Here is a 22,853-nt window from a genome sequence, read left to right as displayed (position 1 = left end):
AAGGTCAGTTCAAAAAGACCTCAAACGTGAAGTGTAAACTCGGTGGCAGCGCGTGCTTATAAGCATAATTCGAGGTCTCTGGGTAACGTTTTTCGTGAGTAAATTCTTAATGAAAGTGATAGAGACGCAGGTTGAAGGTGTAAAGCTGATCGAACCCAAAGTGTTTGGCGATCAGCGTGGTTTTTTCTTGGAAACGTTCCAAAAAAGCCGGTACCAGGAGCTGCTTGGCATTGATGCGGAGTTCGTACAAGATAACCACTCCCGTTCAGCTCGCGGTGTGTTGCGAGGGTTGCATTTCCAAACGGCAAAACCTCAAGGTAAGTTGGTGAGAGTGGTACGTGGCGAAGTCTACGATGTGGTCGTCGATATTCGTCCTGATTCTCCGACGTTCAAAAAATGGGTTGGCGTCTACTTGTCTGAAGAGAACAAAAATCAGCTTTGGGTGCCGCCTGGTCTCGCTCATGGTTTTGTCGTAGTTTCGGACTCGGCTGATTTTGAATATAAATGCACTGATTACTATGATCCGAGTAACGAAGGTTGCCTGCTGTGGAACGATCCTGAGTTGGGTGTCGAATGGCCAGTTAGCGAACCACTGCTGTCACCAAAAGATATTCAGGGAAAACCTTTCAGAGAGCTTTTTTAATGCGTGTACTTTTGACCGGTGCAGCGGGGCAACTGGGGCGGTGTTTGACAGACCGCTTTCCTGCTGATTGGACCTTGTTGGCGACTGACAGTCTGCAGTTAGACATTACCGATTCTGCAGCCATAGCGGCGACTGTCGAACAGTTTAAACCGGATGCCATTGTTAATGCCGCTGCCTATACTGCGGTAGATAAGGCGGAATCGGAGCCTGAGAAGGCTCGGGCGATTAACGTGGATGGACCGGCCTTTTTGGCTACAGCAGCGGCCAACCTGGATATCCCCCTGGTGCATGTATCGACCGATTACGTTTTTGACGGTACGGCAACTGAACCCTATTGCGAAACGGCGCCATGTTCGCCAGCAAGCGTTTATGGTCAAACCAAGTTTGATGGTGAATGTGCCGCCCTTAAAATTCATTCTAAGACGGTGGTGATTAGAACTGCCTGGGTTTTTAGTGAGTACGGCAACAATTTTGTAAAAACCATGTTACGGGTAGGGGCACAACGCAGCGAGCTTGGCGTAGTGAGTGATCAATATGGTTGTCCAACCTACGCGGGGGATATCGCTGACGTGATCATCAGCATGTTGTCCAATCCGCATCTGCCTTATGGTGTCTATCACTACTGTGGCGATAGTGCGGTTTCGTGGTTTGGTTTTGCGCAAGCCATTTTTGAAGAGGCTCAAGCCAGTTCACTCTATGCGCATCAGGTAAAAGTTAATCCTATTGCTACGCATGAATACCCAACGCCTGCCTCTCGGCCTGCCTATTCGATTCTCAGCACCGAAAAAATTTGTGCCTTGGGACTTAGCCCAAGCCCATGGAGACAACAGCTTAAACCTGTTCTCAGTAAGATATTATCTTAGTGATGCTCCCTTATTGAATAAGATTAAAGGGGATAGTTTTATCCCCTTTGCCGTTTCTGTCTGGCTGATGTAGTAGCCATCGACACTGAGCGAAGCATCCCTGGACCGCGACTGTTTTGTCACAGCAATAAATTTGGGTTGAGGAATTAGATACAGCATGGCTGTAGTAAAAGAAAAATATCAGATAGTTGCATCTATCGTTTTATTCAACCACAGCTATGCGCAAGTAGCGGCGACGTTGACATCTCTCTTGGCAGAGCACTGCGTCGATAAGATCGTGCTGGTTGACAACGGTGGGGCAGGCTGGGCTGCTTCATTATGCAATGATCGAATCTGTTACATTAACTCTGGATACAATGGCGGCTTTGGCCATGGTCATAATTTGGCGATGAAAGAGTGTCTTGACCAATGTGACTATTTTTTGATTTGCAATCCGGACATCAGTTTTGAAACAGGCTCTTTAGCGCGTTTGCATCAGTTTGCCTGCGAAGGTGGGCATCAGTTCGTTTCCCCACGTATTCATTACAGCGATGGTCGCTTTCAGCATAGCTGTCGGTTGCTGCCGGCACCTGCAAACCTGCTATTACGCCGCTTTTTCCCTCGCCTTGGAGCCAAAATGGATGTGTCTTACGAACTCCATATGGCTGATTATAAACAAACATTTTCTGTGCCAACGGTGTCTGGCTGTTTCATGCTTATCGCTTCCCCGCTGCTGAAAAAGCTGGGAGGATTCGACGAGAGTTACTTCATGTATATGGAAGATATCGATCTTTGTCGCAGAGCGTTGTCGCATACAGAGATCGTTTACTTTTCAGGGGCTACTATTACGCATGTTTTCGGTAAGGGGTCCTATGAGAATGCGGCCCTGCTTAGACACCATATACGTTCGGCCATGACCTATTTTAACAAGTGGGGCTGGTTTTTCGATCGGCGGCGTACGGTAATTAACCGAGGGTGCTTAAAGAATATTCCGATGACCTCGCCTGTAGAGAGATTGTAACATTGTACCTCAGGCGCGCTGCGCTTGGGGGATCGATGAGTGTGGTCAAAAAGCAGGGGGTTTAGTAGACTCTGCGACGTTGAAGACTTGCTCTGGCGAATGGTAGGCTAGACGTTATTTTATACAGCTAACTAATTGTATAGTAAATAAAAACAGACCTGGTTACTGCCCTTACGTACTCTGGTTGCGAAACGCCAGGGGCGGTAGCGTGCCCAAGCACTATTGGCAGAGCGTTTATTCACCTGGACTTGGGTGATGAGCAGGGTTGCTATCGCTTGGTTTGCGGTTCGACAAGAGCTGGAACAGATTTTTAGTATATTTGGCTGTAGCGTAGCAGTGGCGTCGTGGTTGGCAAGCCTGCCATTTACTGCTCGTGGCCGCTGAGTCTCACCAAGAATGAAGTATAGGCAAAAAATGCCATGGGATAAAAACGGTTACATCGAGGATATAAAATGTCAATACCCTTCGCAGATAGCCATAAAGTTGCCATTTTAATGGGGACTTACCAAGGGGAAAGGTATATTTTAGAACAGCTTGAATCGTTTAAATCCCAAAGTTACAAGAATTGGCAGCTTTATGTCTCCGATGATGGATCGAAAGATGAAACGCTCCGTAAAATAGAACGATTTTCTACTGAAAATAAAATTGAGGTTTCTATCCTGCCCGGCCCTAAAGCCGGATTTGTCAGTAATTTTCTTTCGCTGTTATCCAGGGTTAATTTTGACGATGGCTACTATTCTTTTTCCGATCAAGATGATATTTGGCATAACGATAAAATTGAACGCGCAGTGAATTGGTTAGCAAATCAACCTTCGTCAAAACCGGCACTATACTGCTCCAGAACGCATATTGTCGATGAGAATGGCGGTGATTTAGGCTTCTCCTATCCTTTTACCGTTAAGCCTTCATTTACTAATGCACTGATTCAAAATATTGGTGGTGGAAATACCATGGTGTTTAATCAGGCCGCACGTGACATCATCGTCAAATGTGGGATAGTCGATGTGATTACTCATGATTGGTGGATATATCTTTTGATAACCGGTGTCGGCGGAGTGGTTCATTATGATGCACAGCCCAGTCTAGACTACCGACAACATGTCGGTAATGCGATTGGTTTTGACTCCGTATCCAAGAGAAGACTGTCAAAGTTGAGTAAGCTATTGAGCGGGGAGTCGAGAAGATGGCATGCTGGGAATCTTGCAGCTCTGGAGAAAAATCGAGAGCGATTAACCCCTGAAAACAACCAGAAGCTTTATTGGTTTAGAAAGATACACGACGCAAATTGGTTAGTAAGAAATTTCTACTTTTTTAAGCTTGGGTTATATAGACAAGGATTTTTCGATAACTTGAGTGTGTTTCTATTAGTGCAACTAAAGAAAATATAACGGTTGTGGAAATAAACTTGTGGATTTTTAAATAAGGTGTACTCGTAATGCAACGCTTTTCCATCAGTCCACTTGAAATGATTTCAAGTGTATGGCGCAACAGATTCTTGATTAAAACAACGGCGATCCGCGAAGTACAGGGTCGATATCGTGGCTCATTTATGGGGATTGTATGGTCCTTATTAACTCCACTTTTTATGCTAACGGTTTATACCTTTGTATTTAGTGAGGTTTTTAAAGCGAGATGGCATGGCGGTAGTGCTTCAAAAGGCGAATTTGCCCTGGTTTTATTTGCGGGACTCATTGTCTTTAATTTTTTCTCCGAATGCCTTAATAAAGCGCCGCAAATAATCCTCGGCAATGTGAACTATGTGAAAAAGGTTGTTTATCCGTTAGAGATATTACCTGTTGTCTCTCTGGTTTCGGCTTTTTTTCAGCTGATTATTAGTTTAATTGTTTGGTTGGCTGCGTATTGCGTTTTCTTTGGTATCCCACACCTTACGGTACTTTATTTCCCTCTGATTCTTGTGCCTTTGGTTTTGATTACGTTGGGCATTAGTTGGTTCCTGACGTCGATGGGGGTTTTCCTCAGAGATATCAATCAGTTTATCGGTTTGTTTACTACGGCACTCATGTTTATGAGCCCGGTTTTTTATTCTGCAGATATTTTACCGGAAAATTTTAGACGGTTAATGTATTTAAATCCGCTCACAACAGTTATAGAACAAACTAGGAATATTCTTTATTGGGGGAAATTGCCTGATTTTGAAATGTTGAGCGTTTATTGGTTGGCATCTTTTGTTGTTGTTTGGCTTGGTTTTGTCTGTTTCCAGAAAACACGTAAGGGGTTCGCAGATGTGCTCTGAATATGCTATTCAGGTTCGTAATCTGAGTAAATGTTATCAAATCTACGAACGACCTTCAGACAGATTAAAACAGTCTATATATACTGGAGCCAGGCGGCTACTTGGGAAAGGTTCGAAGCCGCTTTTTCGTGAGTTTTGGGCGTTGAGGGATATTAGCTTTAATATCGAAAAGGGGGAGTCTGTCGGGATTATTGGTCAGAACGGTTCAGGGAAGTCAACGTTATTACAGCTCATTTGCGGTACGTTAAGCCCTACTGATGGCACCGTTAAGACTAACGGACGGATTGCCGCCCTGTTGGAGTTGGGATCAGGGTTTAATCCAGAATTTACCGGCCGCGAAAATGTTTATATGAACGCCGCCGTATTAGGGATGAGCAAGGCTGAAATCAATGCCAAGTTTGATGAGATACTTGTTTTTGCAGATATCGGTGAGTTTATTGATCAGCCGACCAAAACGTATTCCAGCGGGATGCTGGTGCGTCTCGCCTTCGCTGTTCAGGTATGCATAGAACCTGATATTTTGATCGTTGATGAAGCTTTGGCCGTGGGTGACGCACTGTTCCAGAAGCGTTGTTTCGAACGTATGGAGCGGTTACGTACGAATGGTACCACCTTGCTCTTTGTCTCTCATGATCAAGAGTCTGTTCGCACGATGACCAACAGAGCCATCTTTTTAGAACATGGTGTCATTAAATTTGCAGGAACCTCCGCCGACGCATTGCTGGAATACCGTAAATCTTTGCATGAACTTGAATCTAAACGTTTAAATCAGGTAGCTCAACACTTAAAAGAAAAGAGCCAGCATGCGCGACAGATTCAGCAGGCTGCGCCTGAGTCGGCCCCTAAGGCTGCGGATGTCATTGTTTCTACGAAAAACGCACCGCTATCTGAACGCTTGAAAGCGTTTTCGTTCGGTGATCTTGATGCCGAAGTCTTGGATGTGACACTGCTGAATACCAAAGGGGAATCCTGTTCTCACTTCGATCCTAGAGATAAGGTTACGGTTATCGTACATTGCCGAGCCCATGCTGATTTGACCCGTTTAAACGTAGGATTGCGAATTAGGAATAAAGAAGGGGTCAAGATTTACTCTTGGGGCACGCTTAACCAAGATATGGCTATTCGCAGTCAGATTCAGAAAGAGGGTGAAGTATTCTGGGAAAAGTCTTTTGAAAAAGACGATGAGTTCCAGGTCAAATTTGAATTCATCTGTGGCTTAGGCCCAAATCTGTATGAGATTCAGGCTTCAATAACTGAAGAAGGCAAGCCTTATTACGCTGAGCAACGGATGATTCATTGGATGGATGAAGCCGCATTTTTTACCGTTACCAGCGAACCTCAATCGTACCATTTTGGTGGAGTTGTCGACCTGCGTATGATTAGCCAACTACAGGAACGTAACTGATGAATTCTGAACAAGAAAATGTTTTTGAAAAAAATCGGAATGACAAAGAGTTAATAAAAATGAAAAGAATCGATAATGCCTTTGACGTTTCAGAAGAAATACTCAACGCCTGCGGCGGGAGGACATTCCTGAACATTGGCTGCGGTGATGGTGCATTGGTTCAGGCATTACTTTCAAGCGGAATGGATGCTTACGGTGTGGATTCATCGGCAGGTGCGATCCGTCATTGCGAAAAATTGATGCCAAATCGTTTCAAACAATGCCCGATAGAGAAATTGCCTTTCGAAAATCAGTCATTCGATACTGCTATCTTGACTTATAGTCTTGAGGGGTTGTCCGAAGAGACTCTGCGTGCTGGGCTGGAAGAGGTTCGTCGGGTTACTCGTCGCTCCGTTTATGTGCGAGTCAGTACCATAGCGGCATCGGAAACAGAAGGCTCTCAGATCGGTCGAAATAGAAATGCGTGGGAAAGAATCTTTTTTGACGCAGGTTTTCGAAAGCATCCTTCCTATTACTTGCTTAAGGATTATGAATCTTTTGGGTATGAAGGTGATGAGGTTACCATTCTTTTGGAATGCATACCGGATGAAGCGTTAACACGTTATCCATTGGAAGCGTTAAAAGAAGAGCGCGATCTGCATATGGATATGACCCGCGAGACCGGCGAGCGTTCCGATGCGCATATTGCGCGCTATCAGTGGGCCGCAACGTTTGTGCGTCCTGGCGATACGGTGCTTGATGCCGCTTGCGGATTGGGATACGGAAGCTATCTCATCCAATGTGGGACGATGGCGGCGAAGACGCTGGGTATTGATGGTAGTGACTATGCCATTCAGTATGCGCAAAGTAGTTTCGCTTCCATGGTTCCCGCACTGAGTTTTTCGCTGGGTATGTTGCCAGAGGCGTTGAAAGATATTGCTGATAACTCGGTGGATTTGGTGATCTCTTTCGAAACGTTGGAACATGTTCCCGAACCGCAAGCGCTACTGGCTGAGTTTTATCGGGTGTTGACGCCTGGGGGCAGAATTATCGTCAGTGTTCCGAATGATTGGAGTGATGAGTCTGGAGAGGATCCTAATCCTTTCCACCTTCACGTTTATACTCTCGATAAGTTGCGTAATGAGCTTAAAGAGCATTATGACCTTGAGCAGCTAGTTGTTCAGTCAGCGACGCACTATAAGGCTGGGCCGGGCAGCCATGAATGGGTGCCGGCTAAGCGCGAACTGTATGGTGTGCCGAGCAATGTTTCATTGCAAGATGCACCTAGAGCGGAGTGGTGGCTCGCCGTCGGTATGAAGTCTGCCTTGGCTGGGGCGTCAGTGTCTTATCGTGAAACGCAATTCAGCACGTACGAAGACAATAAGGCATGGAATGTCACCGCATTTTCTCGTGATTATAAGAACCCGTGGCTTGTGCGCTCGATGGTGGACATTGGCCACCGCATGAAAAACAAAGACGAGTTGGTTGCACTTTGTGAGGCCGTTTATCAGCAAAACAAAGATAACAGTGCTGATACTGGCGCCGCACTTTGCGTGCTTGGTTACCAATTATTGAACGCCAAGTCCACAACGACTTTTGCAGACATATTGCATTTCAATAATAAAGTAGAGATGTATATCGATGCGCAGCCGACAACGCCGCATGGTATCCGATGGACTGTCTCTCTGCTTTTTGTGACCGGAAAGCTTTGGCTGATGGCCGGTGATAGCGAAAAGGCAAAGCTGGCCTTTGAGAAGTGCATTGCGATCGAGCCTCTGGCGTTTAGTCCGCTATTGGCGAATCGAAGCATTGAGGCTTGCCAACTGCTGGGCGTCATCGCTCTTGGTCATGGGAACAAAGAACAAGCCAGCCACTACTGGCGTCAGGGGATCGTCATGGCGCAACACGCCTTGGCTGCGGATTGGAAGCTAAGCCTCGGTGACGTAGATAAACCCATCGAATTCGGTCTGCCAGAATTATCCTCTATACTTGACTATGCAAGCACGTGTGCTTATGCGTTGAGTAATATTGATTCTTTTGAGAATAAGCCATGGTGGTGGCTACAACTGCGCCGCAGTGTGGGCATACAAGCGGCGACCATGAGCAGGGAAATCGCCAGTCTAAATAAGTCGTTGCGTGAGAAAAACGCGATGACACAAAATTCAGATGTCACAGTGCAGGAGAATCACCTGCAAACTGAGCAACTGCTATCCGCTTTGGCAAGTAAAGAGAAAATTGCGGAAGAGATTTATCAGGCTTTGTTAGATAAAGATAGCTTATTAAACGAGTTAGGAAAAGTTATGCACGATAAGGATGCGGTGTTGAATGATTTGAACGCCAGGTTGCAAAAAAATAACCAATATATTGATGAGTTGCTTTCAGCACAAATAGCTAAAGAAGAGCTTATAACCAAGCTCAACCAGACCGCATTGCTCAACGAGCAGACGATCATAGCGAAAGAAAAGCTTATAACCGAACTCAATCAGACTGCATTGCTCAACGAGCAGGCGCTCTTAGCTAAAGAAGAGCTTATAACCAAGCTCAGTCAGGCCGCGTCGCTCAAAAAGCAGGCGATTGCAGATAAGGAAGAGCTTATAGCCCATCTCAATCAGACCGTATCACATAAAGAGCAGGCGCTTGTCGAGCAAACCAATACGATCCAGCATCTGAACGGACAGTTGAACTCTCGACTTATTCGTCTAAGAAATGTTGCCGGGCAACCTTTGAGCGTGAGAAAGGTTCTGCATATGGGTTACCTGCTAACCTCTCTGGTTACCCCTAGACGGATGCGGGATTCGTTAGCACCGGTCATTAGTCGACTGCGGGCAAAAGTGGCAACTCGTCCGGCAGTGGCAGTCATCGAGGCTGGAGATAAAAGTCCTCAGCGTGGTCATCAGGTCTTGGTACCTGAGGCTAAGGAAAATGCGCCACAAATCGTGCATATCATTGCCAACTTTATGACTGGAGGATCTTCTCGCCTGGTTGCTGATTTGATTGAGTATTTGGGGAAGGACTACAAACAGGCCATTTTGACGAGCTATATTCCTGATCCGCCTGCTTATCTGGGGGTTGATATTGAGGAATGCCGTTTCCCTGAAGATACCGCACCTTTTGTCGAGTATTATAATCGACGCAAGCCTGACTTTATTCATGTCCACTACTGGGGGGATGTTGACGAACCTTGGTATGCTAAGGCGATAGAAGCTGCAAAAATATTAAATATTCCGGTCATTGAAAATATTAATACGCCAATTGCTCCGCATTTATCTGATGCAGTAAAACGTTATGTGTATGTGAGCGATTATGTCCGCCATGTCTTTGGGCAGAATAAAGATTCACATGTAACCGTTTATCCTGGATCTGATTTCTCACATTTCATGCGTGCAGATGCAGAACCCGTTCCGCAAGACTGTGTGGGTATGGTTTATCGGCTTGAAAACGATAAGCTTAATGAAGACGCGATCAAACCATTTATTGTTATTGCTCAGAAACGCCCAAGAACAAAAGTGCTCATCGTAGGTGGTGGTAGTTTATTAGCCCCATTCCAACAAGCGGTTAAAGACGCCGGGGTTGAAGCTAACTTTGAGTTTACCGATTATGTGGAATACAGCACATTACCGGATTATTATCGCCGCATGTCATTGTTTGTCGCTCCAGTATGGAAAGAAAGCTTTGGTCAGGTAAGTCCTTTTGCCATGAATATGCGTGTACCGGTAATTGGTTATGATATCGGTGCTATCAGCGAAATTGTTAACTCGAAATCTATGCTTGCACCTGCTGGCGATGCAGAAAAACTGGCGGATATCGCCATTGCGTTGCTGGATGATGAAGCACGACGTAATGAACTTGGGAAAGAACATCAGCAACGGGCCAAAGATAATTTCTCCGTACAGGCTATGATCAATGCTTATGATCATCTGTATGCTGACATGATTAAAAAATAAAGTGATTAATTTATGAAAATTGTTTTCTTTGTTCACTGTTTCTTCCCCGATCATTTTTATGGAACAGAAACTTATACACTTGGATTAGCAAATCATTATCGCTCTTGGGGGCATGATGTTTCCGTCGTTTCTGCGGTATTTCAAGGGGAGGCCAAGCAGCCATCCTTGATTAACCGTTATTCTTACCAAGACATTCCTGTTATAGCGATTGATAAGAATGTTATTCCGCACAGCCGTGTAAAGGAAACTTATTATCAGCCCGAAATGCGAGATGTGCTTGAAGAGATACTCTTAGAGCTAAAACCTGATGTTATACATGTTACACATTTGATTAATCATACGTCAGTTCTGCTCGAGGTCGCAGGTAAGCTTAATATCCCAACTTATACTACTTTCACTGATTTCTTCGGTTTTTGCGCCAACAATAAACTCGAAGCTGCTGACGGTGGCCTGTGTGCAGGTCCGTCCCAGTCTCGAGCCAACTGTGTCGCATGTTATCTCAAAGAAGCTGCCCAGGGCGGTCATGCGACGGGATGGATGAAGAAGGCTGCGGTTCCGGCGATGGCCAATCTACTGGCCAAAGGCCTGGTGGCATCGCGTAAAATGGGGGTCTTAAAATCAGGTTCGACGCAAGGGCTGGTGGAGGATTTGGTAACTCGCCCAGATACGTTGTCATACCTTTATAATACGTATTATAAAGGCGCCGTTGCCCCTACGGCATTCTTGCAGAAAGCTTATATGGCTAACCATATCAAAGCCCCAATGCGCAAGATTTGGTTCGGTATAGATATTGATCGCACAGCTAAGCCTGTTCGCGATGAAAATCATATCCCAGTGATTGGTTTTATTGGTCAAATCGCTCCACATAAAGGTACGGATCTCCTGATTGAAGCCTTTAAGCAGCAACCAAAGAACAGTGCCAGGTTAAAAATTTATGGTCCTACCGAACAGTCGGTAAGCTATATGGATACATTGAGAAAAATGAGCGAAGGTGTTGATGGCATCGAGTTCATGGGGACGTTTGACCAAGCACAAATGGCTGATATTTTCAGTGAGATTGATCTGTTTGTGATCCCCTCGAGATGGTATGAAAATAGCCCTTTGGTATTGTTGAACTCGTTGGCAACACACACGCCCGTATTGGTCTCTGATGTAGAAGGGATGACAGAGTTCCTGACGGAAGGGATCAATGGGTACAGCTTCAAACGCGGAGAGGCCGACGACTTAGCCAAGAAGCTTTCGTATATCCTACAAACACCTCAGTTACTGCATAAACTATCCTTGACGACAGAATATGCAAGAACGACAGAAGTCATGGCAAAGGAAACGTTCGAAATCTATCAATGTAATTAGTTGATAACATATAGACGATGCGTCGAAAAACGCTTCGTCTGTTTCTGAATATTTCTTTCTATTTTAGCACCGACCAGGTTTACGGAGAAAAAATGAAAATTGTTGTTTTTGGCGGTGGTGGTTTCCTGGGGTCGGCAATTTGCGATCGTCTGCTGAAAGATGGTCATCAGTTGAGAATTTTCGAGCGCCCGCGGGTTCCTCCTTATCGAGAGTTTACGTCAGACGAAAGTGTGGAGTGGGTGACCGGCGATTTGAGCAGCACCCATGACCTGAATGATGCCATCCAAGGTATGGATGGCGTCTTGCATCTTGTTTCCACAACGCTACCGAAAAGCTCGAACGAAGATCCTGTGTACGACGTTCAGACCAACGTGATACCGAGCTTGCATATGCTTAATGCTATGGTGAGTCAGGGCGTTTCTCGCATTGTCTTTATCTCTTCTGGCGGAACGGTATATGGCAAACCGCAATATACCCCCATCGATGAGAAACACCCGACCGACCCGGTCGTCTCGTATGGCATCACCAAGCTGGCTATCGAAAAATACCTGCATATGTTCAGCCAGCTGTATGGCATTAAGGCGGTGACATTGCGTGTGGCCAATCCATACGGTGAGCGCCAACGCGTTGAGACGGCGCAGGGGGCGGTTGGCGTGTTTTTGCATAATGCGCTGAAAAATAAACCCATTGAGATTTGGGGCGACGGCAGTGTGCAACGTGACTATATACATGTCAGCGATGTTGCAGAAGCATTTGCCAAAGCGGTTGTTTATGATGGAAAGGAAGAGTGCTTTAATATCAGCTCGGGGAGAGGGACGAGTCTCAATGACCTCATCGCCATGTTGCAAGACATATTGCCTGAAGAGCTCCAGGTCAATTATAAGCCTGCCAGGACATTCGATATAGACATAAGCGTATTGAGCAACGATTTAGCTCGCCGGGAATTAGATTGGGAACCCAAATTAAGCATGCCGGAAGGGCTCAAGAGGGCTGCCGACTGGGTGAGAAATTCCTTAAAAAAACATGATTGAGTAATTTAAATGCGCGTTCTTCTTACTGTTCATCAATTCTTTCCGGAGTATAAAGCTGGAACGGAGGTGCTTACATTATCGGTTGCTAAAGAATTGATGCGGGCAGGCCACCAGGTGCATGTATACACAGGGCATCCGGGAGAAGCCTCTCTTAAGGATGATGAACGGTTTGATGAGTATGATTACGAAGGGATTCATGTTTATCGTTTTCATCATGCTTATGTACCCATGTCTAATCAGACGTCGATGATCGAGATTGGATACAATAATCAGCTGGCGGTTAAGCATTTTAAAAGAATTGTTCAAACCTTCTGCCCGGATATTGTTCATCATTTTCATCTAAATCGGTTGGGTATTGGGTGCATTGAGCATGTAGCGCAGCAAGAAATCGCCCAGTTTTTCACGCCAACAGATTTTTGGATGGTGTGTCCCACTGCACAGTTAATGCTTGGAGAGGGCCGATATTGTAACGGCCCGAGTAAGGCGTCCGGCAACTGTATCAAGCATTTTGCGCGTGATTCAAAGGGGGGAGTGCTCGGCAGTGTGTTTGATCATGCGCCAACGTTTCTTTTTGATAAACTGGCAAAATTGACCAAAAATAACCAGCTAATTCATTATCCTATGAGTAACGAAGTTCGTGCAATGGCTATGCGTTTAGAAAAAACGATAGCATCGCTGAACAAACTGGATGGTATTGTGGCACCAAACAAGTTTATGAAAGACTTGTTTATTCGCTATGGTGTTAACGCTGACATAATTCATGACCATCCTTTTGGTATCGACATGCCGAAGCGCAATGTAGAGCCCAAACGCAACTCTGATGACAGGCCATTGTCACTGGGATTTATTGGGACTCTTGCCCCCCATAAAGGGTGTCATATCGCGATAGAAGCAGTCAAACGATTACCGAAGAACAGTGCAACATTAAAGATATACGGAAATGTACGGGATTTTCCAGAGTATTATTCCAGGCTATTGGCACTGGTTGGAGATAATGACGCTATCCGTTTTTGTGGTACATTTCCTAACGAGGCGATTGATTCTGTGATGGATGGCATTGATGCATTAATTGTGCCGTCAATATGGTATGAAAATACACCATTGGTTATTTACTCAGCGCAGGCGGCGAAATGCCCGGTGATAGGGTCTGACCTGCCGGGTATTGCGGAGGTTATCGTACATGAAAGTAATGGTCTGTTATTTGAAGCTGGTAATGTGTCGGATCTGGTTGCGCAAGTATCCTACTTGTTGAGGAACGGGGTTGCTGATCTCAGCAAGAATGCAATAAAAATAAAATCAATTCAGGATTACGTCGATGCATTGTTGCGTTTATGGCGTAATTAAGAACGTTTTTAACTCAAGTCGTGTCTTTTTGTGATGGTTTTTTCTTGATGAGGATTTATGTCTAGCATTAAAAGAGAGAGAATTGATGGGCATGATATTTTGAGGGGGTTGCTGCGATATCAGTTATTATCGTTCATCTGATTGCGTCCTCAGAAATAGATTTTGGTCACGCGATTAACTTGATTGCGGTAAGTTTACGGCCAGTGTAACCTTATTCTTCGCAATAAGCGCGTTTTCTATTGCGTATGCGTATAATGATGAGTTTATCAATAGAGCCGATTTTAAAAAATTTTTATATTAAACGATTCTTCCTGTTGGCTCCTCTGTTTTATATTGCGATGGTTGTTGAAGGTATTATTATCTTTTATGCATTTCAACATACGCCTTCTGCTTTTGAAGTCTTGATGTCAGGAGCATTTCTCTTTAATTTAGTCCCTAAAATGCAGGATGGCATTGTGTGGGCTGGGTGGTCGTTGAGTATGGAGTGGGTGTTTACCTTCTTTATCCGATAATATTTGTATTCAGCAATAATAAGAAAACTATTGTTTTGTTGTGGATGCTTTGTGTCTTTATTTCATCGAGCCTTGCTAAGGTGCAAGCTGAGCCAATAGAGATCTATGTGAATATTCTAAGTCATATGGTTTTCTTATCTCGGGGATCTTTGTCTATTTGCATCTTAAGGGACTGCAGACAATTGGACAAAATCTTGGGCAGTATGCTGGTTTTGTTTCTGGCTTGATCATTTCTGCGCTAATGGCGTTGTTGCTTTATGCTTTTGCTCAGGATGGCTATCCCTTTAATATTTATATTCTTTACTCTTTAATTTGGATTGGGATGATATCTTCTTCCATTGTAGGCATTCCTAAATTAATTAATAACGGATTCACGTGATTTCTTGGAAAGGTCAGCTATAGCATTTACTTAATGCATGGTATTGTTCTTTACCTGCTGAAGGCTTTTGGCGTATACCAGTGGGTAGATACTATTGCGGTCAGCGGCCCCGTTAAGTTTCTTATTTCTATCTTTATTACTGCTTGCTTGACGATCGCCGTTTCCTTCTTTACCTATAAATATATTGAAGAACCAGGTATAAGGCTCGGAAAGCGCTTCATATCAAAAAAAACGGTTCCTAATACGCAGCCTCGGGAAGTTTAATCAGCGATAGGTAACCGTGTTGCTGCAGGGCCGCAGGTGATAGACAGCTCTGGTCGGGAGTTAATTCGTGTAACAGCTTCCATTTTGTCTAAAAATCAACCTTTAATGTCAGGTGATGTGACCTATCGCACCAATCACTACCCACCCGGTTCAATCCTGAGTTAACATGTGTGCCACATCACAAAACCTGTTGGCCGACGTTGCCAGCAGGGTCATCCTCAGACAGGAGTTCCTAAATGTCCAAGCAACAAATCGGCGTTGTCGGCATGGCGGTAATGGGCCGCAACCTCGCGCTGAACATCGAGAGCCGTGGTTACACCGTTTCCATTTTCAACCGTTCTGGCGACAAGACTGACGAAGTGATCGCTGAGAACCCGGGCAAAAACCTGGCGCCGTATTACACCGTTGAAGAATTTGTTGAATCGTTGGAAAAACCGCGCCGCATTCTGCTGATGGTGAAAGCGGGTGAAGCAACGGACAAAACCATTGCCTCGCTGACTCCGCACCTGGACAAGGGCGATATCCTGATCGACGGCGGCAACACCTACTATCAGGACACCATCCGTCGTAACCGTGAACTGTCCGACCAGGGCTTCAACTTCATCGGCACCGGCGTTTCCGGCGGTGAAGAGGGCGCGCTGAAAGGGCCTTCCATCATGCCTGGCGGCCAGAAAGAAGCTTACGAACTGGTGGCGCCAATCCTGAAGAAAATCGCTGCGGTTGCGGAAGGCGAGCCTTGCGTGACCTACATCGGCGCAGACGGTGCCGGCCACTATGTGAAGATGGTGCACAACGGCATCGAATACGGCGACATGCAGCTGATTGCCGAAGCCTATTCCCTGCTGAAGCAGGCGCTGAATCTGAGCAACGAGCAGCTGGCCGAAACCTTCGCCGAGTGGAACAAGGGCGAACTGAACAGCTACCTGATCGACATCACCAAAGACATCTTCACCAAGAAAGACGAAGAGGGTAAATACCTGGTCGATGTGATCCTGGACGAAGCCGCCAACAAGGGCACCGGTAAGTGGACCAGCCAGAGCTCGCTGGATCTGGGCGAACCGCTGTCGCTGATCACCGAGTCGGTGTTCGCACGCTACCTGTCCTCGCTGAAAGATCAGCGCGTTGCCGCCTCTAAAGTGCTGACCGGCCCGAAAGTGGCGCCGTTCACCGGCGACAAGGCCGAGTTCATCGAGAAAGTTCGTCGCGCGCTGTATCTGGGCAAGATCGTGTCCTACGCGCAGGGCTTCTCTCAGCTGAAAGCCGCGTCTAAAGAAAACAACTGGGATCTGCACTACGGCGAAATCGCCAAGATCTTCCGCGCCGGCTGCATCATCCGCGCCCAGTTCCTGCAAAAGATCACCGACGCTTACGCGGCGGACGCCGATATCGCCAACCTGTTGCTGGCACCGTACTTCAAGCAAATCGCCGACGAGTACCAACAGGCGCTGCGTGACGTGGTGGCCTACGCCGTGCAGAACGGTATCCCTACGCCAACCTTCTCTGCGGCGATCGCCTACTACGACAGCTACCGCTCTGCGGTGCTGCCGGCGAACCTGATCCAGGCGCAGCGTGACTACTTCGGCGCGCACACCTACAAACGCATCGACAAGGAAGGCGTGTTCCATACCGAATGGATGGAATAATCCCGCCCGTTGAGCGATAAAAAAAGCCGCCGAGGTTAACGCCCGGCGGCTTTTTTATTGCGCGCGAGTTAAGGTTACGCTTTTTTCTGATGCCGCTCGCGCAGCTGGCCGATCACCGCACTCAGATCCAGATCCTGGTCCTGCAGCAGCACCAGCAGGTGATAGATCAGGTCCGAGGCTTCGTTGGTCAGCTCTTCGCGATCGTTGACCGTGGCGGCCAGCGCGGTTTCCACGCCTTCTTCCCCGACCTTCTGCGCGATGCGCTTGGTGCCGCTGGCGTACAGGCTGGCGGTGTACGAGCTGTCCGGGCTGGCGTGCTTGCGCTCCGCCAACAGCTGTTCCAGCTGATAGAGGAACGCCCAGTCGCTGGCGGCCGGGTGGAAGCAGCTGCTGTTGCCGAGGTGGCAGGTCGGGCCGATCGGGTTGGCCAATACCAGCAGCGTGTCGTTATCGCAGTCCGGCGTGATGCTGACCACCTTGAGGAAGTGGCCGGAGCTTTCACCCTTGGTCCACAGGCGCTGCTTGGTGCGCGAGAAGAAGGTGACGTTGCCGCTCTGCTCGGTGGCCGCCAGCGCTTCCGGCGTCATGTAACCCAGCATCAGCACTTCGCCGGAAACGGCGTGTTGCACGATGGCCGGCATCAGGCCGTCGGTTTTTTCCCAGTCCAGCTGGTTTCTCTGTTGTTCTGTCAGCACACGCGAATCTCCACGCCTTGTTCAACCAGGAACCTTTTCAGTTCGCCGATATTGATGATTTGTTTGTGGAACACCGACGCCGCCAGCGCGCCGTCGACGTCCGCATCGCGGAACGCTTCCAGGAAGTGCGCCATGGTGCCCGCACCGCCGGAGGCGATCAGCGGCACCTTGCAGGCCTCGCGCACCCGGCGCAGCTGCTGCAAATCGTAACCGTTGCGCACGCCGTCCTGGTTCATCATGTTCAGCACGATCTCACCGGCGCCGCGGCGCTGCACTTCCTGCACCCAGTCGAGGGTTTCCCACTGGGTAATGCGGGTGCGGCTCTCATCGCCGGTATATTGGTTGACGTGATACTTGCCGGTTTCACTGTCGAACCAGGTGTCGATGCCCACCACGATGCACTGCACGCCAAAGCGTTCCGCCAGGCGGCTAATCAGCTCAGGATCGGCCAGCGCCGGCGAGTTGATCGAAATCTTGTCGGCGCCGAAAGACAGGATCTGGCTGGCGTCCTCGGCACTTTTAATGCCGCCGGCGACGCAGAACGGAATATCAATCACTTCCGCCACGCGCGATACCCAGCTTTTATCCACCACCCGGCCGTCGCTCGAGGCGGTGATGTCATAAAACACCAGCTCGTCCGCACCTTCTTGCGCATAGCGCTGCGCCAGCGGCACGATGTCGCCGATGATTTCGTGGTTGCGGAACTGCACGCCTTTCACCACTTGCCCGTCTTTAACATCCAGGCACGGGATTATCCGTTTTGCCAGCATGCGATCGCCTCCTCAACGCTAAATTTACCTTCCAGCAGGGCGCGCCCCACGATCACGCCGGCAACGCCGCTGCCACGCAGCTGGGCGATGTCGTCCAGGCTGCCGATACCGCCCGAGGCCTGGAAAGCCACCTGCGGATAGCGGCGGCCGATCTCCTGATACAGCGCCACGTTGGAACCGGCCAGCGTACCGTCGCGCGAAATGTCGGTGCATAGCACGTGCTTGAGCCCGTAGGGCAGGAACTGCTCCACCACCTGTTCCAGCGTGGCGTCGGAATCCTCCTGCCAGCCGCTGATGGCCACGCGTTTCACGCCCTGCACGTCGATGCGCACGTCCAGCGCCAGCACCAGCGCGTCGGCGCCGTAGCGCTCGAACCAGCTCTGCACCAACTGCGGCTGTTTCACCGCGGTGGAGCCGATCACCACGCGCGTGGCGCCGGCTTCCAGCAGGGCGCTGACGTCCTGCTCATTGCGGATACCGCCACCGACCTGCACCGGCACGTCAATCCCCGCCAGCAGCTTGCGCAGCAGCGGGATCTGGCGCGCCGCCGGATCTTTGGCGCCGGTCAGATCGACCAGGTGCAGCACCTGCGCCCCCTGCCGTTGATAGTCCTGCAGGCGCAGCAGCGGATCGTTGCCGTAGTCGCGCTGTTGGCCGTAATCGCCCTGATGCAAACGCACCACGTTGCCGTCGATCAAATCCAAAGCCGGAATAATCATGCTGCCTACATCTCCAGAAAGTTTTTCAACAGTTGTGCGCCGGCCGCTCCAGAACGTTCTGGATGAAACTGCACGCCGAAGAAGTTGTCTTTTTGCACGGCGGCGGTGAAGGGCTCGCCGTAGTTCGCCTGGGCGATGGTGCTGGGGCATATCGGCATCGCATAGCTGTGGACGAAATAGAAGTAGGCGCCGTCATCGATGCCGCGGAACAGATGGTGGCCCGCTTGCGCGGACACCCGGTTCCAGCCCATGTGCGGCAGCGGCAGGCCGAAGTCGGTCATCTGCTTCACCGGCGTATCGATGAGGCCGAGCGTGGTCACGCCGCCGTTCTCTTCGCTGCTGGCCGCCAGCAGCTGCATGCCGAGGCAAATGCCCAACACCGGCTGTGTGCAGGCCTTGATCAGCCCGATCAAATCCCGTTCGCGCAGTTGTTCCATCGCCGCCTGTGCGGTGCCGACGCCTGGCAGGAACAGCTTGTCGGCGCGCAGCACGATCTCCGGATCGCGGCTCACCTCCGGCTGATAACCCAGGCGCCGCACCGCGTAGGTGACGGAGGCCAGGTTGGCGCAGCCGGTATCCAAAATCACCACGTTCATCACAGCACTCCTTTCGAGCTCGGCAGGGTATTGCCTTCGACGCGGATCGCCTGGCGCAGCGTGCGGCCAAACACTTTGAACAGGCTCTCGACCCGGTGGTGGTCGTTTTTGCCCTTGGTCTTCAGGTGCAGCGTGCAGCCCATGGTGTAAGAGAGCGAGCGGAAGAAGTGCTCGACCATTTCGGTGCTGAGATCGCCGACGCGTTGATAGTTGAACTCGGCCTTGTACTCCAGGTGCGGGCGGCCGGAGATATCCAGCGCGCAGCGCGCCAGGCATTCGTCCATCGGCAGCACGAAGCCGAAGCGGGCGATGCCGCGCTTGTCGCCCAGCGCCTTGTTCAGCGCTTCACCGAGCGCCAGGCCGGTGTCTTCCACCGTGTGGTGATCGTCGATATACAGATCGCCTTTGACGTCGATCTCCATGCGGAAGCCGCCGTGGGTGGCGATCTGATCCAGCATGTGATCGAAGAAGCCGACGCCGGTTTTGATCTTGCTGCCGCCTTCGCGATCCAGCCAGACGTTGACGTCGATCTGCGTCTCTTTGGTCACGCGGTTAACCCGCGCGTGGCGGTCGCGCAGGGTCAGCTGGCGCACGATCTCTTTCCAGCCCAGCACGCCGCGCTGGTAGCGCAGCCCCTGGATGCCCATGTTTTCCGCCAGCTGCACGTCGGTTGGCCGATCGCCGATCACGTAGCTGTGGGCGGCATTCAGCACGCCGGGTTCGAGGTAACCCTTCACCAGCGCGGTTTTCGGCTTGCGGCAGTCGCAGTTGTCCGCCGGCAGGTGCGGGCAGATCAGCACATCGGCGAACTGAATGCCCTGCGAGCTGAGGATCTGCATCATCAGGTTGTGCGGCGGATCGAAGGTTTCCTGCGGGAAACTGGCGGTGCCGAGCCCATCCTGATTGGTGATCATCACCAGCTGATACCCCGCCTGTTGCAGCGCCAGCAGGGAAGGGATCACGTCCGGCTCGAGCGCCAGCTTGTCCAGGCGGTCAACCTGGAAATCTTCCGGTGGCTCGGCGATCAGCGTGCCGTCACGATCGATAAAGAGGATTTTTTGGCTCACATTGGCTCCTGGCGAGTCTGGTTGGCGCCGGGCAGGGCGGACAAGGCGTCCACCACGCGTTGACATTCGTCGCGGGTGCCTATGGTGATGCGCAGGCAGCCGGACAACCCGGGCTGTTTGTTTTGGTCTCGTAAGATAATGCCCTGATCCCACAAGCTTTTAAACACATTACTTGAGGCGGTGAAGCGGGCCAGCAGGTAATTGCTGTCGCTGGCGAAAACCTGCTCGACGCAGGCGCATTTTTCCAGCTGTTGCTGCAGCCAGCTGCGGGTGGCGGCGATGTCGGTGACGCGTTGGCGCATGGTGCGGATACCTTCTTCGCTCAGCGCCTGCGCGGCGATATCCGCCACCGGCGTCGAAAGCGGGTAAGGCGCGATCACTTTCAGCAGCAGGGCGATCAGATCTTCGTTGGCGAGCGTGAAGCCGCAGCGCAGGCCGGCCAGCGCAAAGGCCTTCGACAGCGTGCGCAGGATAGCCAGATGCGGATAGTCGCTCAGCCACCCGGCCACCGAGGCCTGCGGGCAAAACTCGATATAGGCTTCGTCCACCGCGACGATCGCCTTGCCTTTGGCCAGCTCCAGCAGGTTGCGCAGAGAGTCCGGATCGATCAGGTTGCCGGTCGGGTTGTTCGGGCTGCAGACGTAGATCAGCTTCACGTTGTCCAGGCTGTCTGCGATGGCCGGCAGATCCAGCTGCCAGTCTTCTTTGGCGGCCACGGTGCGGCGCTCCACGCCGAAGGTTTCGGCGCTGACGGCGTACATGCCGTAGGTCGGCGGGCAGAACAGAATGGCGTCTTTACCCGGCTCGCAGAAGGCGCGGATCAACAGCTCGATGCCTTCATCGGCGCCGCGGCTGACCAGCACCTGCTCTTTCTTCACCCCGGCGTAGGCGGCATAGCGTTCGATCACCAACGCCGGCTGGCACTCCGGATAGCGGTTGAAGGTTTGCGCGGTCAGCTGGAACTCGGGCGCGATCGGGTATTCGTTGGCGTTCAACCACACGTCGCCCTTACCGCCGAGGCGGCGCGCCGATTGATAAGGGGTCAGCTCGCGAACGTTGGCGCGCGCCAGTTTTTCGATGCTCATGCTTGCTCCTTCAGGGCGGCGACGCGCAGGGTCACGGCGTTCTTGTGGGCGATCAGCTGCTCGGCGGCAGCCAGCGTCTCGATGGTGGCGGCCAGGTTGCTGAAGCCCTGCGGCGTCAGCTCCTGCACCGTCATGCGTTTTTGAAAATCGGCCAGCCCCAGGCTGGAGCAGGTGGCGGTGTAGCCGTAGGTCGGCAGCACGTGGTTGGTGCCGGAGGCGTAATCGCCGGCGGACTCCGGCGACCAGTCGCCGAGGAACACCGAACCGGCGCTGGTGATGCCGTCCACCAGCTCGCGCGCATTGCGGGTCTGAATGATCAGGTGCTCCGGGCCGTAGCGATTGCTGATGGCCACGCACTCTGGCAGATCGCGCGCCACGATCAGGCGGCTGCTCGCCAGCGCCTGGCGGGCGGTCTCGGCGCGCGGCAGCTCGGCCAGCTGGCTTTCTACCGCGTCGGCCACTGCCTGCGCCATCGCCGCGTCCGGCGTCAGCAGGATCACCTGCGAATCCGGGCCGTGTTCGGCCTGCGACAGCAGATCGGAAGCGACGAACGCCGGGGTGGCGCCGGCGTCGGCGATCACCAGCACCTCCGAAGGGCCGGCCGGCATGTCGATCGCCGCGCCGTCGAGACGCTGGCTGACCTGCCGCTTGGCTTCGGTCACGAAGGCGTTGCCCGGCCCGAAGATTTTCGCCACGCGCGGCACGCTTTCGGTGCCGAACGCCAGGGCGGCGATCGCCTGCGCGCCCCCGACCTGAAACACTTCCTGCACGCCGCACAGCTGCGCCGCATACAGGATCTCATCGGCGATCGGCGGCGGCGAGCACAGCACCACCCGGCGGCAACCGGCGATGCGCGCCGGCGTCGCCAGCATCAGCACGGTGGAGAACAGCGGCGCCGACCCACCGGGAATATACAGGCCCACCGAGTCGATTGGGCGGGTCACCTGCTGGCAGCGCACGCCCGGCTGCGTTTCGACGTCCACCGGCGGCAGTCGCTGCGCGTTGTGGAAGGTTTCCACGTTGGCGACGGCCACCGCCATCGCCTGTTTGATGTCATCGCCCAGCCGGGCGCAGGCGGCGGCTGTCTGCTCGGCGCTGACGCGCAGCGCGGCGACTTCCGCCTTGTCGAAACGGGCGCTGTAGTCGCGCAGCGCCCGATCGCCGTTGGCCTTCACGTTGTCGAGGATCTCGCTCACCGTGCGGGTGATGCTGTCGGAAGCGGCGATGGCCGGGCGCATCAGCAGCTCAGCCTGGCGTTCGGCGCTGCACGTTGCCCAATCGATCGGCGTGTTGAAGGTCGACATGGC

General features: G+C 51.0%; 19 protein-coding genes. 12 read left to right on the top strand and 7 right to left on the bottom strand.

Annotated features, from left to right (window positions below; genetic code table 11):
* Positions 1-109 precede the first annotated feature (109 nt).
* The 12 genes from rfbC to gnd all read left to right on the top strand — a co-directional run bounded on the left by rfbC (position 110) and on the right by gnd (position 16,614).
* Positions 110-643, top strand: coding sequence for a dTDP-4-dehydrorhamnose 3,5-epimerase (gene rfbC / locus M6G53_RS06140; RefSeq protein WP_253329793.1), 534 nt, complete (start codon positions 110-112; stop codon positions 641-643).
* A complete protein-coding gene (gene rfbD / locus M6G53_RS06135) occupies positions 643-1,506 on the top strand; it encodes a dTDP-4-dehydrorhamnose reductase (RefSeq protein WP_253329791.1) in 864 nt (287 codons plus the stop codon). The genes rfbC and rfbD overlap by 1 nt, the downstream gene beginning before the upstream one ends.
* A gap of 157 nt (positions 1,507-1,663) precedes the next feature.
* Positions 1,664-2,506 carry a glycosyltransferase gene (locus M6G53_RS06130; protein ID WP_253329789.1) on the top strand — a complete coding sequence of 281 codons (843 nt, stop codon included), beginning with the start codon at positions 1,664-1,666 and terminating at the stop codon, positions 2,504-2,506.
* 452 nt (positions 2,507-2,958) lie between these two features.
* Positions 2,959-3,894 carry a glycosyltransferase family 2 protein gene (locus M6G53_RS06125; protein ID WP_253329787.1) on the top strand — a complete coding sequence of 312 codons (936 nt, stop codon included), beginning with the start codon at positions 2,959-2,961 and terminating at the stop codon, positions 3,892-3,894.
* 47 nt (positions 3,895-3,941) lie between these two features.
* Positions 3,942-4,760 carry an ABC transporter permease gene (locus M6G53_RS06120; protein WP_253329785.1) on the top strand — a complete coding sequence of 273 codons (819 nt, stop codon included), beginning with the start codon at positions 3,942-3,944 and terminating at the stop codon, positions 4,758-4,760.
* Entirely contained in the window at positions 4,750-6,165 is a 1,416-nt protein-coding gene (locus tag M6G53_RS06115) for an ABC transporter ATP-binding protein (protein WP_253329783.1), read from the top strand. The genes M6G53_RS06120 and M6G53_RS06115 overlap by 11 nt, the downstream gene beginning before the upstream one ends.
* Entirely contained in the window at positions 6,165-10,088 is a 3,924-nt protein-coding gene (locus tag M6G53_RS06110; RefSeq protein ID WP_253329782.1) for a methyltransferase domain-containing protein, read from the top strand. The genes M6G53_RS06115 and M6G53_RS06110 overlap by 1 nt, the downstream gene beginning before the upstream one ends.
* 12 nt (positions 10,089-10,100) lie before the next feature.
* Positions 10,101-11,441, top strand: coding sequence for a glycosyltransferase family 4 protein (locus M6G53_RS06105; protein WP_253329779.1), 1,341 nt, complete (start codon positions 10,101-10,103; stop codon positions 11,439-11,441).
* Between the two features lie 92 nt (positions 11,442-11,533).
* The gene (locus M6G53_RS06100; protein ID WP_253329777.1) at positions 11,534-12,472 is read left to right on the top strand and encodes an NAD-dependent epimerase/dehydratase family protein; all 939 of its coding nucleotides are present in this window, start codon (positions 11,534-11,536) and stop codon (positions 12,470-12,472) included.
* A 9-nt stretch (positions 12,473-12,481) separates the two neighbouring features.
* A complete protein-coding gene (locus tag M6G53_RS06095) occupies positions 12,482-13,816 on the top strand; it encodes a glycosyltransferase (RefSeq protein ID WP_253329775.1) in 1,335 nt (444 codons plus the stop codon).
* 254 nt (positions 13,817-14,070) lie between these two features.
* A complete protein-coding gene (locus M6G53_RS06090) occupies positions 14,071-14,328 on the top strand; it encodes a hypothetical protein (protein ID WP_253329773.1) in 258 nt (85 codons plus the stop codon).
* Between the two features lie 879 nt (positions 14,329-15,207).
* Positions 15,208-16,614: an NADP-dependent phosphogluconate dehydrogenase gene (gnd, locus tag M6G53_RS06085; RefSeq protein WP_060440334.1), complete on the top strand. Its 1,407-nt coding sequence runs from the start codon at positions 15,208-15,210 to the stop codon at positions 16,612-16,614.
* Between the two features lie 74 nt (positions 16,615-16,688).
* Here gnd and hisIE read toward each other — a convergent pair whose 3' ends face one another.
* The 7 genes from hisIE to hisD are packed head-to-tail and all read right to left on the bottom strand — an operon-like array spanning position 16,689 to position 22,850.
* Positions 16,689-17,309: a bifunctional phosphoribosyl-AMP cyclohydrolase/phosphoribosyl-ATP diphosphatase HisIE gene (gene hisIE / locus M6G53_RS06080; protein WP_253329771.1), complete on the bottom strand. Its 621-nt coding sequence runs from the start codon at positions 17,307-17,309 to the stop codon at positions 16,689-16,691.
* Positions 17,303-18,079 carry an imidazole glycerol phosphate synthase subunit HisF gene (gene hisF, locus M6G53_RS06075; RefSeq protein WP_016928406.1) on the bottom strand — a complete coding sequence of 259 codons (777 nt, stop codon included), beginning with the start codon at positions 18,077-18,079 and terminating at the stop codon, positions 17,303-17,305. Before hisF ends, hisIE begins: the two co-directional genes overlap by 7 nt.
* Positions 18,061-18,798 (bottom strand): 1-(5-phosphoribosyl)-5-[(5-phosphoribosylamino)methylideneamino]imidazole-4-carboxamide isomerase, encoded by a 738-nt coding sequence (gene hisA / locus M6G53_RS06070; RefSeq protein WP_253329769.1) that lies wholly within the window; start codon positions 18,796-18,798, stop codon positions 18,061-18,063. Before hisA ends, hisF begins: the two co-directional genes overlap by 19 nt.
* 5 nt (positions 18,799-18,803) lie before the next feature.
* The gene (hisH, locus tag M6G53_RS06065) at positions 18,804-19,394 is read right to left on the bottom strand and encodes an imidazole glycerol phosphate synthase subunit HisH (protein WP_253329767.1); all 591 of its coding nucleotides are present in this window, start codon (positions 19,392-19,394) and stop codon (positions 18,804-18,806) included.
* Positions 19,394-20,461 carry a bifunctional histidinol-phosphatase/imidazoleglycerol-phosphate dehydratase HisB gene (gene hisB, locus M6G53_RS06060; RefSeq protein WP_033637767.1) on the bottom strand — a complete coding sequence of 356 codons (1,068 nt, stop codon included), beginning with the start codon at positions 20,459-20,461 and terminating at the stop codon, positions 19,394-19,396. Before hisB ends, hisH begins: the two co-directional genes overlap by 1 nt.
* Entirely contained in the window at positions 20,458-21,546 is a 1,089-nt protein-coding gene (gene hisC / locus M6G53_RS06055) for a histidinol-phosphate transaminase (RefSeq protein WP_253329765.1), read from the bottom strand. Before hisC ends, hisB begins: the two co-directional genes overlap by 4 nt.
* On the bottom strand, positions 21,543-22,850 hold the full coding sequence (gene hisD / locus M6G53_RS06050; protein ID WP_253329763.1) for a histidinol dehydrogenase: 1,308 nt from the start codon (positions 22,848-22,850) through the stop codon (positions 21,543-21,545). The genes hisC and hisD overlap by 4 nt, the downstream gene beginning before the upstream one ends.
* Between the last annotated feature and the right edge of the window lie 3 nt (positions 22,851-22,853).

Source organism: Serratia nevei, assembly GCF_024160145.1.
GTDB classification, from domain to species: domain Bacteria; phylum Pseudomonadota; class Gammaproteobacteria; order Enterobacterales; family Enterobacteriaceae; genus Serratia; species Serratia nevei_A.
This window is presented reverse-complemented; position numbering and strand designations above follow the sequence as displayed.